Raw genomic sequence first — 14,634 nt, forward strand, 5'->3', positions numbered from 1 at the left:
AAACTAGTAACCTTGGCAAGCGGGGCAATTCGAATCTCTGGCTACGGTTAAGGCTTCAAGCGTCATCTGTAACCCGTCGAACATGAGCACTTTACCCACGAGCTGGTCACCTGCCCCCAGGAAGTATTTGAGGACCTGGAGAGCTTGCAAGGAACCCACGACTCCCGCCACTGGGCCCAGGACGGGTACTCCTTTGGGTTCGGATTCGGGCGCAATGTCTCCCATAAAACAACGCCAGCATGGGCCGGCCCCAGGAATAACCGTCATTACCTGACCGTAAAAGTGGCTGACCGCTCCGTGAAAAAACGGCTTGCCCGTTTGCAAAGCTACCCTGTTTATGAACTCGCGGGTCTTAAAGTTGTCGGTAGCGTCCACCATGGCGTCATATGATCGAGCCATCCTCATGGCGGTTTCACCGGAAAACGGAACCTGATAGACAGTGATTTCAATCGAGGGATTCAACATGTTTATTTTCTCTTTAGCAACTTGTACTTTGGGTCTTCCCAGATCCGGAGTAGTATAGAGTATCTGGCGGTTAAGATTAGTCAAACTTACCGTATCACTGTCGACGATTCCCAAATGCCCGATGCCGGCTGCGGCCAGATAAAGGCACACCGGAGAACCTAAGCCACCGGCTCCCACTACCAGTACCCGGGCTTCCGCCAGTTTTACCTGTCCTTCTTTACCGACCTCATCCATGACCAACTGCCGGAGATAACGTTCTTGTAGCTGTTCTTCCATAAAACTCAGGACACCTTTCTTCAGGCTTTACCGGTCCAGCCGCTTCTTTCGAGAATCTAACGGGATCTGACACGGCTAGAAGCAAGGGCTTTGGAATTATATTGTCGTAATTAGTAGTAATAGTATAACACACCTGGTAAGCATGGTAGCGCCAGAGCCACACAGAACTTCTCAAATGGGTTAACGGGTGTCGCCGGAATGAACACTTATATTATAAGTCAAATATATATTTCTTGTTATGGCCGACGAGATGGCTGTGATAGGGCAGGGACCAGGACTGGAACGTCGTATTTAGCAAGCTACGCGTGGAAAGGCACTTCCTTCTGGCCGCCAATCTGCTAAAATGTTGGCAGTACAGACCGGGGAATCGGGGTGTCTGGCAGTGAAACGATGGCGGGCGGTGTCTAGCTTCAATCAGGCGGTTGCTGATTGGTTTTTCAGGCGCTACCTTGTGGTATTGAGCTTGACCCTGGTTTTGCTAATCTGCTCCATACTTTCGGTCAATACCGGTTACGTGAAGAGACTACCGGAAACAGTTGCCGCCGCATATGTCCGCAGTGCCTTCCAAGGACGGGTCGGGAGTGGACATTTTGGGGGAACTGGAAATAGCCTAGATTTCGCGTTGCTTCAGCCGGGAGATATCTTGTTGGGGGGTAAGCCGGGCGGGGCGTACGGGCATTTTACTCATGCCGGGCTTTACCTGGGTGAAGGACAGGTCATGGAAGGGTACGTGGACTGCGGGATAACCAGGCAGGCCGTGGAGCATTACCACCAGTACGACTGGATATGTATACTGCGGGTTAAGGCCTCGGAGCAAGCTCGCAAAAAAGCGGTCGAGTATGCTTGCCAGCAAGAGGGCAAGGTGTTTTACCCTGGAGCCTTCAAGCCGGGCGAACGCTACTGGAACTGCACGAAATTCATCTGGGGAGCTTATCACCGGGAGGGTATTGACCTCGACTCCGGGCAGGATTTATGGATTACTCCAGATTCCATCTACAACAGTCCTAACGTAGTTGTAGTGGCCAGGGAAGGGCTTATGCCATGAGAGAAACGCTTGGGTGGGGATTACGTCTTTTTGTGATTCACCTGTTTTTCATCTTCATCGTTTGGTTGGCGAGCTATTTCCCTGGGCTGGACCTGCTGTTCTCGCTGACGTATCTTTGGGTCATATGGCAGGCTGGTGTCAGGATAGGTCATCAGCCCGTGAGATGGGAACTGAAAACCCTGCTAGCCGGGATAGTTGCCCAGTCACCGGGTTTTTTCCTTACTGTGGCCAACATCAAATATTACTGGGGAACCGGAATCGTGTCCGGCGACTATACCTTTGCTTTTGAGTTGTGGCATACTCCGGCGTTGCCATGGTTGTCTTTATTCTCGTTCCCGGTGTACGATGGGTTCAAGTCTTACTTCCTCGCTCTCTTCTTGCTCTCGCCCTTGTATCTGGCGTTGTTGTTGATGGCGGGTTACAGAGCACGCAGGTGGACGGAAACAAGCCCCCGGGAGGGATTGAAACAGGCCTGACAGGGCCGATGATGGAACAGGAGATGACTAGACGTGAAGGTTCTCTTGGTAGCGCTTAACGCCAAATTCGTCCACACCAACCTTGCTGTTCGGTATTTGAAGTCTTACTGTGAATCGGACTTTCCCGACATAGTGGTGAGGGAGTTTACTATCAATGAGTACCTGCCCGACATCATGGCCGAGATCTACCGGGAAAAGCCCGATATCATAGGGTTTTCCTGCTACATCTGGAACATAGAAGGGGTCTTTCGCTTAACACGCGACCTGAAGCAGGTTTTGCCCGGCTGCGTGGTAATACTCGGCGGCCCGGAGGTGTCATTCGACTCTGTGGACCTGTTGGAAGCCCATCCTTTCATCGACGGTATCGTAAGGGGTGAAGGGGAAGAAACGTTTTTAGAGTTGCTCCGTTCTTTGGACAACAGGGGATCGGGGCTGGTAAAAGGCGTAACCTGGAGAGAGGGGAATAGGGTCATTTATTCAGAAGACCGGAATCCCATAACTCGCCTTGACAGTATTCCATTCCCATACGAGAAGGAAACGGAAAACCTCAACGGGCGGATAGTCTACTACGAGACTTCGCGTGGATGTCCTTTTAACTGTAGTTACTGCATTTCATCTACCACCCGTGGGGTTCGCTGGTTTACTTTAGAAAGAGTTAAAGAAGACTTAAGAAAACTACTCCAAATAAAACCAAAGGAAATAAAGTTTGTGGACCGCACTTTCAACGCCAACCCGAAACGGATGCGGGAGATAATGGATTTCCTTATCCAAGAGGCCAAAGAAACCTCGTGTCATTTTGAAATCGCAGCCGACCGGCTTGACCAGGGGACAATCGAATTTCTTAAATCCGTTCCCCTTGGGGTCTTCAGGTTCGAGATCGGGGTTCAGTCGACCAATCCCGAGGTTCTCCAGGCGGTGAACCGGCCTATGAACTGGGAGTTGCTGGAGAGTAACGTCAAGAGCATCCGTCAGCAGCACAATATCTTCATTCACCTGGACCTTATCGCCGGTTTGCCCGGTGAAACTTACCATTCCGTGGCCAATTCTTTCAATCAGGTTTACCGTCTATGTCCTGATCACCTCCAACTCGGGTTCTTGAAGATGCTTAAAGGATCGGCTATACGAGACAAGAGCTACGAGCACGGTTACAAGTTCAGTTTTGAGCCACCGTATGAAGTCTTGCAGAATGCCTACATAACCTATGGTGAAATGGTCCGGCTTAAGCGCATAGAGGACTTGGTAGAGAAGTATTATAACAGCGGCGATTTCGCCCACAGCCTGCGTTACATGATTAAACACGGGTGGAAAGACGATGCCTTCAGATTTTACGAAGAGTTTGCTGGGTATTGGGAAGACAAGCGGTGGCACCGGGTGCACCATAACAAGAGCAGCTTATACTCTATGCTAATGCAGTTCGTATCACAGCGCAGGCCAGATCTGATCAGACCTGTGAACGAACTGCTCAAGTTCGATTACCTTTTGAATTATCATTCACAGAAACTACCTGACGGACTAACCAGGATCGAGCTACCGGGGCAGAAAGAATTCTTTGATGACTTTTTGCGGCAAGAAAATAACAGGCTAAGATACTTTTCAACGATGCAGGATGTTGCGCTGGGTAAACTGAAACGCCAGCTTCACCTGGAAGTATTCACGGAAGACGTGCTTTTTTTAGGTGAGCTACGAGAGCGCGAGCTGTCGGGGCCCTATTTTTTAGTTCTCTTTAGAAAAGGCGACAATGCTTGTGACCTTGGTCAACTAAGTGTATACGGGTTTCCTGATCGGATCTGTTGAAAAAGGAAGGGGGCTTAATTCATGAAGCCAGTGTATGTCATTGGGCACAAGAATCCAGACATAGACGCCATAGCTTCGGCCATAGCCTATGCCCGGCTTAAATCAAAATTGAACCACGGGGCCTTTGTCCCGGCAGCGGCGGGAGAGGTGAATGCTGAAACCAGGTTCGTACTCGACTTTTTCGCATTAGAGCCGCCAGAATTGGTTACCGACGTGGGGACCAAAGTGGAGGATTTACTTGAAGATGAAGCCGTGTTTTCCGTGCCTCCAGAAACAACCCTTCGGGAAGCGGGACGCCTCATACGGGTTCACAACATAAAGACGCTCCCGGTAGTAGATTCGAAAGCGAGGCTTTTGGGCTTGTTAACAGTAGGGGACGTGGCCCAGATTTATTTAGACCGGCTGGGACAAGAAGAGGAAGACCCGCAGAAGGTGGTTTCAGTTCTTTCCTCAGTCCTTTCAACCAAAGTTTCGGAGATAATGAAAACTCAAAACCTAGTGCTGTTTGAAAAGTCGGAAACGGTAGAGGAAGCGAAGAAGCAAATGCTCGCTACCAGATACCGAAACTACCCGGTGGTAGACGAGGAGAACCGCTTGGCCGGCATCATCTCGCGTCACCATTTGCTGCAAATGAAGCGTAAAAAGGTCATATTGGTGGATCACAACGAAAAGAAACAAGCGGTTGAGGGAATAGAAGAAGCGGAGATACTGGAAATCATCGATCACCACAGGGTAGGGGATCTCCAGACTGTTTCACCGATTTTTTTCAGGAATGAGCCGGTCGGGGCTACATCCACCTTAGTAGCCGAGCTTTACCGACAACATGGCGTTGAGGTTGAACCCCCGGTTGCGGGGTTGCTGCTGTCCGGTATACTATCAGACACGATGATATTCAGGTCACCTACCACCACAGGGAAAGACAAGGAGATTGCCAAGTATTTAGGGAAGATAGCGGGGTTGGAACCGGAAAGCTGGGGGAAAGAAATCTTTCGCCGCGCGGTTCGCGTCGAGGATGAACCTATTCAGAACACGGTTTTGCAGGACTTGAAAGAGTACCAACACGGGGACCTGGTTTTTGCTATTTCTCAAGTAGAAACCATCGACCTAGATGCTCTGCGCAAGAGAAAACGGGATATACTGGAGGCAATGGAGGGAATTTGTAATAAACGGGGTTATCACTTGCTGTTGCTGATGGTTACCGATGTCTTCGCCGAGGGGACCGAATTGTTCGCGGCAGGTCCAAGGAAAGAGATTGCAGCATCGGCTTTCAGCCTTCCTTTGGAGCAAGAAACAGTGTTCCTAAAAGGAGTGATGTCGCGGAAAAAGCAGGTGGTTCCCCTGATATACAAGGTGCTGGCCGAACAGTCTCTGTTCTAGAAAAGGTTATGTTGATAGTTCTAGACAAAGTGATTGCCTAGGATGTAAAATAATGCTCAGGATATGGACGGGGCCGTAGCTCAGCAGGGAGAGCGTCTGGTTCGCATTCAGAAGGTCGAGGGTTCGAGTCCCTTCGGCTCCACCAACCATTGTTAACGTAGCCCGATTAATCGGGCTTTTTTCATGCTATCAGCACTTTAGTCGTTTACGTCGATATCGGTTCCGTGTAAAAAATCTGGCAGCTTCCTGAAAGGGAACATACAGAAACGGCTGAGACTGTCTTCAAGCGTCCCTCGCCAAGCCTTGCTCTGTGTGTTGGTAAGGCTAATAATGTAAAAAAAGGTAAGAGAAGCGCGGTTGCGGGTGCAGAATGTTGAGAAAATGCTTCTTGATAGCGGGCTTTGATGATAAAATTTACGGAGGAGAAAGAGGAACGGGAGGGTACTGTTTGAAGAAAATCAGGATCGCCCGTGAAGGAATCCCTTACGTGGCGTTTTTCTTGCTTTTGGCTGTAGCTTTTTACCTATGGAAGCCTAGCTGGTCCGGATTGCCTCTCGGCCTGGCCTTATTTTCCGCCTTTTTTTTTCGCAACCCTGACCGGCATATACCCGATCAGCCCGGGGTTGTAGTTTCTCCCGCTGACGGGGTGATTTTGGACATAAGCGAAACATTTGAGCCCGAGTATATCAAAGACAAGGCTCTGAGGGTCAGTATATTCTTAAGTCTTTTCAATGTTCACATTAACCGAATTCCTGTAGATGGAGAGGTCGAATACATCTCAAGGGTAAGCGGTAAGTTTGTTCCTGCTTTTCATCGGGACGCTTCCCGGCTGAATTCGCGTAATCTGGTGGGAATGCGGACGGAGTGGGGGAAGCTCTTGGTAGTTCAAATCACAGGCTATGTTGCCAGGAGGATAGTATGTCATGCCCGGATCGGCGAGAGATACCGGACGGGGGACGTTTTTGGCCTTATCAAATTCGGTTCTTGTACCGAAGTTTATCTGCCTCTCGATGTAGAGCTCTGCGTCAGGGTAGGGGAGAAGGTCAGAGGCGGAGAGAGCATTATCGGGAGGTTTGCAACATGAAGTTTGTACCTAACTTGCTGACCCTCTTGAATCTTTCGCTGGGAACGCTGGCGTTGATTAACCTGTTTACCGGCGATTATGCCAAATCGGCGGTGTATATCTTGTTGGCGGTCGTACTCGATGGTATGGATGGCCGGCTGGCGCGCCGCCTGCAGGTAGCCTCGGAAATGGGGAAACAGATGGATTCTTTATCGGACCTGGTTTCTTTTGGAGTAGCACCTGCCCTGTTGGTGTTCGTCCAGGTTTTTTCCCCCACTTACGGGTACAGTCTCATTTCCGTCGCTGTTACGGTGCTGTTTGTGATATGTGGAGCGTATCGCCTCGCGCGTTTTAACGTGCTGAATATAACGGATTATTTTGTGGGTGTCCCTATTACCGTAGCCGGCGGGCTGGTGGGAGCTTTGAGCTTCCTGGCTTCTATATTGCCTGCTATAGGATTCTTACTGATCTTACCCGTCCTATCATTTCTTATGATAAGTTCTATCAAAGTACCTAAATGGTGAGAATTAAGCAGGTTGGCGTTTGGTGGAGCCTGGTTACAATCGGAAAGGCTCGTCTGAGTTCCATGCTAGGCTTTTGGACAACCGGTAAAGCCTGGCCTTCTGCTGAAATTGGTTGGCGGCGATGAGCTTCCCCTCGAGGTAGTAATAAGTTCTGGCCGGTATCAGCTTGTAACCTTTAGTGTGTATTATTTCCACTGCTGGCCCGTCATCCCGGTGGTACTGTCCGTGGCAGAGCCAGTAACGGGCTAGGCAGCTACCAGAGGAGTTATACATTTGGCGGGCAGGACCGCCGTCCCTGTGTAGCTTGCCGTACAGGTACCATTCTTCTAGTCTCAACTTGCCGCTGGTAAAATACTCTTCCACAGCGGGACCGTCTGGCCTGTGCAGGCGGTCGTTAACATACCATTTTCGGGAACGGATGGTTCCCGTATCGTAGAAGGTTTCTTGGGCCGGGCCATTTTCACAGTGTCGTTGATCTTTATACCACCATTCTCGGCAAACAAGCACCGTTTCCCCTTCTCTGGTCAGAAAAACAAGAACTGCAGGTTCGTGTTCCCGGTGCAGACACCCCTTAATATACCAACGTTCTTCACGCTTGATTCGTCCTTCTGTTTGCTCGTGAGCAATATAGGCCGGGCCCTGATCACGGTGTCTTAATCCACTAAAATACCATTCTTCCCTGCTTTCCGTGCCAATAGGATTGCAGACGATCCGAGCCGGGCCGTCTTCGCGGTGTAACAACCCGTTCAAGTACCATCTTTCTTCTACCAGGAAACCGTCTTCGGTGTATCTTAGAAAAGCGGGGCCGTCGGTGCGGTGATACTCTCCGTCCTTTTTCCATTCCGCGGTTTTGACCGCGCCGCGGGGATAGCACTCAACCACGGCGGCACCGGTAAGCATATGACGCGGGCTTACAACCATGAACAGCCCTCCTAGCTCAATGTCCGTAAGCATTAGCCGAGTTCTGGCGATGTACTACCTTTACTCCGGGGAGGTTTTCGACTACTTTCGCATCGGATGGAGAACCGAAATTCAACCACAGCACATTGTTGCCGCTAACTTTGTGTATTCGAACCATTTTCTGCTTAAAACCTGGAGTTTCCAAGTCATCGATACAGCTATCGGTGCAAACCACCACCAACTGCCCCTGTTCCAGTTTCTGTAAAACCTGATCCAGTGCGGGATTTATAACTGTGCCACCACCGCCCGGGATTTCGCGCAGCTGCCGTAAATCCGCCTGAGATTTCACCGTGATTTCAGCATAAGCACTGGCATCCCAGGGGATTATCTTGATCTCTCCGGGGCAGGCTAACCATTGGAAATAAGAAAGCGCGGTACCGGTGATGAGTTCCAATTGGTCACGCATGGACCCGCTGGTGTCGGCTAAAAGCCACATCGTTGCTGGGTCTCCCTCGTGGAGCACGCCGGGATACTCGTCCAGTTTACGCGAAGGTCGGCTCCAGGAAGAGATCACGCGAGTCGAGTTCAAGGTGTTGGCCAGTTCGCGACGAACAAGTGTGTCCCAGGGGATGGTCACCGAACAGGCTTGTTCCAGAAGCAGCAGGTGCCCTCCTGGTTGGTCTCCTGCTTTTTTACTTTGCCTGGCTTCGACGACAGCAATCTTCATAGCACGACTCCAGCTTTCTTCGGGGTTATCTTCCAGTTGGTCAAGACCCGGGCGAACTATCAAGGCGTCCTCAGGTACCAACTCACCGTGGACACCTTTAGCCCTGGTTATCGGAGCAGGTGTTTGATGTTGATTGTCCAAGAAGTCTGTTTTCGAATTCAGCCTCTTCGCCTCTGGAGGTAAAACGAATCCTTTGTTGCCCTCTACTATGGCTAGGAATAGGTCTTTCCAGCTGAACCTGCAGTAATGCTTAGTTTCCAGGTCTTCTTTCAAGTGACTTGGGAAATCGGCTCCGGATCTCCGGATGAACTGTTCGAGATCGTGAGAACTGCTGATGGTGAGACTTTTGATCAGGTCTGCCCGCGGTAAAACGTCGGAACAGAAGTTGTTAACCATGTAATCCATGCAGGCGTTGGCCCACTGGCGGGCAGCCTGGGGCTCGATATCGTAAGCAGTGAGAAATGTTTCAGACACGAGGCCGCGAAACTCCCATGGATGCCGCAATAACAGGTGGGCTACTTCGTGAAGGAGGGCGAAGCGGAGCTCGTCGGCCCAATCGCGGTGCAGTTCCTGGGCGAGATCGACGACCGCATTCCAAAAAGGAGGGTTAACATATACTTTTCCGTCTTCGGCAGCAAATATAGTAGTCTCTGGCTCAGGAGGCATGACACATACAGGCGCTTGATAAAGAGCCCAGCGCAGGAATCCATCAGTGGTTGTAGCGATGAGCCAAGAGATGCTTTGGGCCAGTTTTTTCGACAGCCCACCTAGATCCCTTTCTCTCAGCATTTCGAAGTTTTCCTTGATAAGCCGGGTTATTGTCGGCTTGTTCACCGCGTTGCACCGCCTCTCATCGCGTCACCGGCCGTTGTCTTCGGATGAGATAAACTCCTTCAGATGAGAAGCCATTAGGATCCCGGCCACGCGAGTAATGGTCCTCGTTTCGTCCGAAGCTTCGGAACAAACGGCAAAGGGGTTAAATTCCCTGGTCTCGACGTTATCTTGTTGATTTATGACCTGTTCGAAGTCGGCGACTGTCCATTCTTGATACAGGTCCAGGAGATGAGCGCAAGCCCCGGGATCTGATCCCTCCATGATGCTCTTCAAGAACTGCAACCTACCACAGCTGGCCCGAACATGCCCGAGTCTTCCGCTCGTGAACATACCGGCTCCCGCCAAAATACCAGGAGCGTGCTCTTTGGCGGCAGCGACGGCGGCTTTGATCGAGGGTCCTAGATTCTCTAAAACTTCCCTCGCCATAGGAGAAACGAGGATTTCATCGATCTCGGATGCCGATCGCGGAACACTGTGTCCCAACAACGCCAGCATGGCCCATACCCCACAGGGCGACATATTCTTAAGATCCCTTTCTCTCAGACCTTTACGTAAAGCATCTACTAACCCCATGTTATTTCGATACCATTCCGCGAAGATGCCGCTTTCTTTGACTCCGATAATGCCGTTGGCCGACTCTTCAACCAAGAGGTGAAGCTCCGTCTCATCTATAAACCCCTGTTTAAGCAACGCTGTGTAACCACACACCTTCTGCAGTAGGAGGTCACAAGAACGGGGAGTTACCATAGGCGACATGACATCAGGATTATTGGTTTCCGGAACTGAGGCCAGGTAGGATAAATAACCAGCGACCCCCGTATCGAGGGAATCGCCGTATTGCCTCTGGGCATATGCCAACCACTCATGGGGAAGAGGGGGATCAAAGTCTATAATCTCTACCCTTGACCTTAAGGGCTCCGGCAACCCTGTAGCCAAAAAGCTTTGTTCAGGTCGGTTGCCAGCAAGTATTATCATAACCGTAGGATTGAGATAAGCGTAACCTACTTTATGTTCGCCTACCATTTTAAGCATCACCGACATCAGGTCCGGGCGGCGGATGTTGGTTACTTCATCGATGAAGAGGATGCCTGGATATTCTTGGAGATAAGGTACCCAGGCAGTAGGCAAGAACGCGGTTATTCTCTTTTCGATAACACCATCGTTGTAAAGCAGGGCAAACGACTCCACCGGTTTGCCGCTAAAATCCATGGGCTCGTGGGTAAGCATGTTCAAATCAACGATGAAGAAGGGACCGCCGTTTGCTACTGCTGCTTCCAGAAGCTGGTTGCGGCGAGTCTCGTGCAGACGCTCAAACTCGTTGAAGTCTATGAGTACCCGTCCCATCTGGGCAGCGATGTTTTGGGCTGCTTCTTTCACACAAACCGTCTTGCCGATTCCAGGAGCACCCAAAAAACATATGGGAACCGGTCTTGCTCCTGTCATCTGGGCAGCGTAGTAGGAGTATTCGATGTATTTGCGGGCTTCCTTGAACCTCACAGCATCACTTCCTTCCAGGACTTTCACTCCTGATCTAAATTGTACTACTTACTCAAAATCAGGCAATGCGGGAAATGCCGGCATTTTAAAACTTTCTTAAAACACGCGATTCCAAATAAGGCAAGAAAGACGATTGTGTTAAAATATTCAGAGGTGATATGAGGTGAACAGGTTATTGAGAACCGTTTTTGCAGTACTGATTATTTTCTCTATTTTCTTCGCCCTTGGGGCTGCCTTACCGCTGGCTTTGGCCCAGCTTTACGATGTTAGTTTGGAAGACTGGTCATATCGGGCTCCGGCTCAGACCACCATCTATACCACCGACGGTCAGGTGCTGGCTCAGTTCGGTTACAAGAGGATATATAAAGACGATTTCCCCCGCCTACTGAAACAGGCAGTGGTCGAAGTTGAGGATCGGCGCTTCTACGAGCACGGTAGCATAGACCCGCGGGGTATGCTCAGGGCTTTGTGGGTAGACCTGAGGCTTGGTGAAAAAGCCCAGGGAGGCAGTACCATTACTCAGCAGCTGGCCCGTACTTTGTTTTTGACTAACAAGAAAAGCATAATGCGCAAGTCCCAAGAAATCATAATCGCGACTGCCCTGGAAAGAAAGTATTCGAAGGACGCTATACTGAATATGTATCTGAACGAGATTTACATGGGGCGGGGAGTATGTGGCATGGGAGTTGCGGCTCAGGAGTATTTTGGCAAAGATGTTTCTGACCTTTCCCTGGCTGAGATATCTTATCTGGTGGCCATGATCAGTGCCCCCGAGTATTACTCTCCCGACCATGATGCTCGGGCTTTGAAAATACGTCAGGCCACAGTGCTCAATGTGCTGTCCGAACGCGGGATCATCACGACCGGAGACGCGGAGAAAGCTCTTTCCGAAGAACTCGATATCCGGCCATACAAGAAGAGGGAACTGGTACACCCGTATTTTACTGTGTATATCCTGAACCGTCTAAAACAGGAATACGGAGAAGATGCGGTTTACAGAGGCGGGCTCAAGGTTTATACTACAGTCGACTCTCAGATGCAAGAGCGGGCTGAACAGACAGTTGCGTACCACATGAAAAAGCTGGAGGCAGAGGGCATCACAGCCCGGGATGTAGCTTTGGTTTCGATTGAGCCAGGCAACGGCGCGGTAAAAGCTATGGTAGGAGGTGCTGATTTTAGCCGTAATCAGATTAATATGGCCGTAGTTGCAAGACAGCCCGGTTCTGCCATCAAACCCCTGATCTATGCTGCAGCGATGGACAGCGGCGTTATAAAAAGTAATACGGTTCTTAACAACCGCCCTCGTGATTTCAACGGCTACCGGCCGAGTAATTCTACGGGGAATCCAGACAAGGCCAGTGTACGGCAGGCTTTGGTAAATTCATACAATGTAGCATCAGTAGAAGTCCTTAACACCTTGGGGCTAGAAAAGGCCTTTAAATACCTGGAACGGTTCGGCATTACCACTTTAACTCCCGGTGACCGTCACCTGGCTCTGGCCTTGGGTGGAATGGAAAAGGGAATATCGCCTATGGAGATGGCTGCGGCCTATGCGGTTTTTGCTGCGAACGGGCAATGGGCTGAGCCTTATACCATTGAGCGAATAGAAGATGCTAACGGAAATATCCTCTATGATCACCCGATCAAGACCAGGACAGTCGTAAAAGAAAGCGTGGCCCGTGAGATGACTTCAATACTTCGCGATGTGGTCAACTACGGAACTGGTAAGTCGGCCCGGGCCAAAGTGCAGGCTGCCGGAAAAACGGGAACTACCAGCCAGAGCCGTGACTTATGGTTTGTCGGGTATACGCCGGAACTTTCCACAGCTGTATGGCTAGGCAACAGCAACAACGACGCCATTAAGGGCGCAGCCACTTACGGGGGAACCCGTTGCGGACCCATTTGGCGCGATTACATGAATGCGTTAGTGGATGCGGGACTGCTTGCCCACAGGTCGGCAGAATGGGTAGAACCCGAAGCAAGCCCGGTCGAGCAAGCACCGGAGACAACCCCCAATAATGGAGGTAATCCTGAGCCGCAAGCAACACCAAACGATACATCGCAGGAAACGAACCCACAGGAACAGCCGGTACCGGTCGAACCTGCACCCGAACAACTAGCTCCGCCCCCTGGGGAGAATGGGCTCACCCCACCAGCTGCAGGGCAGGGGACAGGATCGGCCCAAGTCCCGTCTGCAGGATCGACAAGCAGTGAACCTTCCGCCACAGGGACCGGGGACACGGGAGCCGGGAGGTGATACAGACGAATCCTCGCTTGCCAGTTATTCTTTTGCTGCTGGGGGCCAACTTATATTTCATTATTGCCTTAGCCTATTACTCGGGATTCTTATCGCGAAAGGCTATGCTACCTCTGGTCTTGGCTGGCTTGGTTCTAATAACAGTGGGTGGAATCTGGAAGGCTAAGCGGCAGAGGTGAAGGTGACTGTTGTACCCTTTTTGGTGGGATACCGCTACAAGCAAGCTAGGACGTGCTTTTTGTCGCCTCAATTACCAGGTCTTTTTGATCCCTGGTTTTATCCTTTAGAGCTTTGCTGGCCTTAGGGGACAGCAGTACTTCTCCGAACCACCGTAAAGCCTTGTCAAAGTTGCCCAGTCGCCGGTGAAGTTCCCCGATCAAGTACATATGGGTGGCGGAGTCCATCCCTAATACCGGAGGCTCTTCATCCTGAAACGCTTTTTCCAGGTAGCGGCAAGCCTGTTGCATGCAGGTGATTTCGTTGGCCTGGTCACTCAAGCTCCTGTAAATCCAAGCCAGCTTTAAATAGAGCATACCCAACTCGCTGCTTTTAGCCTCTCTGACCATAGCGCCGTAAAGGGCAAGCTTGTATCTTTCAATTGCTACCTGCGGGCTGTAAGTCGGGGGGTAATCACGTGGTTGCCACTTAGAACTGATATTCTGCCGAATCAAATTTGCCTCCGCCGGCAGAACGGGATTGGGAAACTGGTTTTGCAGCCTCGCATAACCGCAATGGTTGCAGAGCCAAACGTCGTAGAATAAAGGGTTTATATCCTGGTAGACCGCCATGGAATCGGTATCCCGCTTGACTAACCGTAAACGGCTGTTTCTAACGGCTTTAACATTGATCGTGCTTTTGCATAAGGGACAAACCACCTTTTTGTCATATAAATAGAAATCTTCGGTTTTAATCTGTTCCTGTTGGGACACCGCTGAACCTCCATTGGACAAAAACTTGCGACCCGAACGGGTTGAATGATACACGTCTTAATTCTGCATTAGAGACTATTTTCCTGCAAAGACAGAAAATTATTTGACCTGAGCCGGCAGGACTGAGTTAAGGGCAAAAGTCGCTTCGGATGGCAGCTACTTGTTCAGCATCAAAACGGTACACTTCATTGCAGAGATTGAAGATTATTTCGAGGTGTCCTCGGCTTTGTAGGGCAGCACTGATGTCTTCGGCACTGAGACCAGCGATCACGGACCTCACCTTCTCTATGCTGCATTTGCAGGCAAAAGCCAGGGGACGTTGCTCTAAAATGGTGATCGGTCCCAAGCAGAGCAATTGAGCCAGGGCAGGGCATAGCAGGAGAAAAGTCCAGAGCGTCGAATGAGTGTTAATAAGACAGACAAACGGGCGCAGAAACACCGGAGTAGAGCAGCAGGGGAGGGAGGATATT

Annotated in this window: 14 protein-coding genes and 1 tRNA gene; 9 read left to right on the forward strand and 6 right to left on the reverse strand. The window is 50.6% G+C overall.

Annotated elements, in window-relative coordinates:
• Nucleotides 1–3 precede the first annotated feature (3 nt).
• Entirely contained in the window at nucleotides 4–741 is a 738-nt protein-coding gene (locus tag SLIP_RS05385; protein ID WP_013175270.1) for a HesA/MoeB/ThiF family protein, read from the reverse strand.
• A gap of 382 nt (nucleotides 742–1,123) precedes the next feature.
• Here SLIP_RS05385 and SLIP_RS05390 point away from each other — a divergent pair, with 382 nt between their 5' ends.
• The 7 genes from SLIP_RS05390 (at nucleotide 1,124) to pssA (ending at nucleotide 7,020) form a co-directional block, all read left to right on the forward strand.
• Nucleotides 1,124–1,786 carry a hypothetical protein gene (locus tag SLIP_RS05390; protein WP_148216522.1) on the forward strand — a complete coding sequence of 221 codons (663 nt, stop codon included), beginning with the start codon at nucleotides 1,124–1,126 and terminating at the stop codon, nucleotides 1,784–1,786.
• Nucleotides 1,783–2,262 (forward strand): hypothetical protein, encoded by a 480-nt coding sequence (locus tag SLIP_RS05395; protein ID WP_013175272.1) that lies wholly within the window; start codon nucleotides 1,783–1,785, stop codon nucleotides 2,260–2,262. The genes SLIP_RS05390 and SLIP_RS05395 overlap by 4 nt, the downstream gene beginning before the upstream one ends.
• 33 nt (nucleotides 2,263–2,295) lie before the next feature.
• Entirely contained in the window at nucleotides 2,296–4,056 is a 1,761-nt protein-coding gene (locus SLIP_RS05400) for a B12-binding domain-containing radical SAM protein (protein WP_013175273.1), read from the forward strand.
• A 21-nt stretch (nucleotides 4,057–4,077) separates the two neighbouring features.
• On the forward strand, nucleotides 4,078–5,433 hold the full coding sequence (locus tag SLIP_RS05405; RefSeq protein ID WP_013175274.1) for a putative manganese-dependent inorganic diphosphatase: 1,356 nt from the start codon (nucleotides 4,078–4,080) through the stop codon (nucleotides 5,431–5,433).
• 69 nt (nucleotides 5,434–5,502) lie between these two features.
• Nucleotides 5,503–5,578, forward strand: a tRNA-Ala gene (locus tag SLIP_RS05410).
• 303 nt (nucleotides 5,579–5,881) lie between these two features.
• The gene (locus SLIP_RS05415) at nucleotides 5,882–6,517 is read left to right on the forward strand and encodes a phosphatidylserine decarboxylase family protein (RefSeq protein ID WP_013175275.1); all 636 of its coding nucleotides are present in this window, start codon (nucleotides 5,882–5,884) and stop codon (nucleotides 6,515–6,517) included.
• Nucleotides 6,514–7,020: a CDP-diacylglycerol--serine O-phosphatidyltransferase gene (gene pssA, locus SLIP_RS05420; RefSeq protein ID WP_013175276.1), complete on the forward strand. Its 507-nt coding sequence runs from the start codon at nucleotides 6,514–6,516 to the stop codon at nucleotides 7,018–7,020. The genes SLIP_RS05415 and pssA overlap by 4 nt, the downstream gene beginning before the upstream one ends.
• Before the next feature lie 33 nt (nucleotides 7,021–7,053).
• Here the strand turns inward: pssA and SLIP_RS12720 are convergent, their stop codons facing one another.
• The 3 genes from SLIP_RS12720 to SLIP_RS05440 are packed head-to-tail and all read right to left on the reverse strand — an operon-like array spanning nucleotide 7,054 to nucleotide 10,978.
• On the reverse strand, nucleotides 7,054–7,941 hold the full coding sequence (locus tag SLIP_RS12720; protein WP_013175277.1) for a hypothetical protein: 888 nt from the start codon (nucleotides 7,939–7,941) through the stop codon (nucleotides 7,054–7,056).
• Nucleotides 7,942–7,957: 16 nt separating this feature from the next.
• Nucleotides 7,958–9,481: a DUF2201 family putative metallopeptidase gene (locus tag SLIP_RS05435; RefSeq protein ID WP_013175278.1), complete on the reverse strand. Its 1,524-nt coding sequence runs from the start codon at nucleotides 9,479–9,481 to the stop codon at nucleotides 7,958–7,960.
• A 24-nt stretch (nucleotides 9,482–9,505) separates the two neighbouring features.
• Nucleotides 9,506–10,978 (reverse strand): AAA family ATPase, encoded by a 1,473-nt coding sequence (locus SLIP_RS05440; RefSeq protein ID WP_013175279.1) that lies wholly within the window; start codon nucleotides 10,976–10,978, stop codon nucleotides 9,506–9,508.
• Nucleotides 10,979–11,141: 163 nt separating this feature from the next.
• Between SLIP_RS05440 and SLIP_RS05445 the strand changes: the two genes are divergently transcribed.
• Nucleotides 11,142–13,235, forward strand: coding sequence for a transglycosylase domain-containing protein (locus tag SLIP_RS05445; RefSeq protein WP_013175280.1), 2,094 nt, complete (start codon nucleotides 11,142–11,144; stop codon nucleotides 13,233–13,235).
• The gene (locus SLIP_RS12560) at nucleotides 13,232–13,414 is read left to right on the forward strand and encodes a hypothetical protein (RefSeq protein WP_013175281.1); all 183 of its coding nucleotides are present in this window, start codon (nucleotides 13,232–13,234) and stop codon (nucleotides 13,412–13,414) included. Before SLIP_RS05445 ends, SLIP_RS12560 begins: the two co-directional genes overlap by 4 nt.
• Before the next feature lie 45 nt (nucleotides 13,415–13,459).
• Here SLIP_RS12560 and SLIP_RS05450 read toward each other — a convergent pair whose 3' ends face one another.
• Both SLIP_RS05450 and SLIP_RS13100 read right to left on the reverse strand, forming a co-directional pair.
• On the reverse strand, nucleotides 13,460–14,164 hold the full coding sequence (locus tag SLIP_RS05450; RefSeq protein ID WP_013175282.1) for a DUF2225 domain-containing protein: 705 nt from the start codon (nucleotides 14,162–14,164) through the stop codon (nucleotides 13,460–13,462).
• 127 nt (nucleotides 14,165–14,291) lie between these two features.
• Complete coding sequence (locus SLIP_RS13100) at nucleotides 14,292–14,603, reverse strand: Hsp33 family molecular chaperone HslO (RefSeq protein ID WP_423218577.1); 312 nt, start codon at nucleotides 14,601–14,603, stop codon at nucleotides 14,292–14,294.
• Nucleotides 14,604–14,634 lie beyond the last annotated feature (31 nt).

It is taken from the genome of Syntrophothermus lipocalidus DSM 12680 (assembly GCF_000092405.1).
Lineage (GTDB): Bacteria > Bacillota > Syntrophomonadia > Syntrophomonadales > Syntrophothermaceae > Syntrophothermus > Syntrophothermus lipocalidus.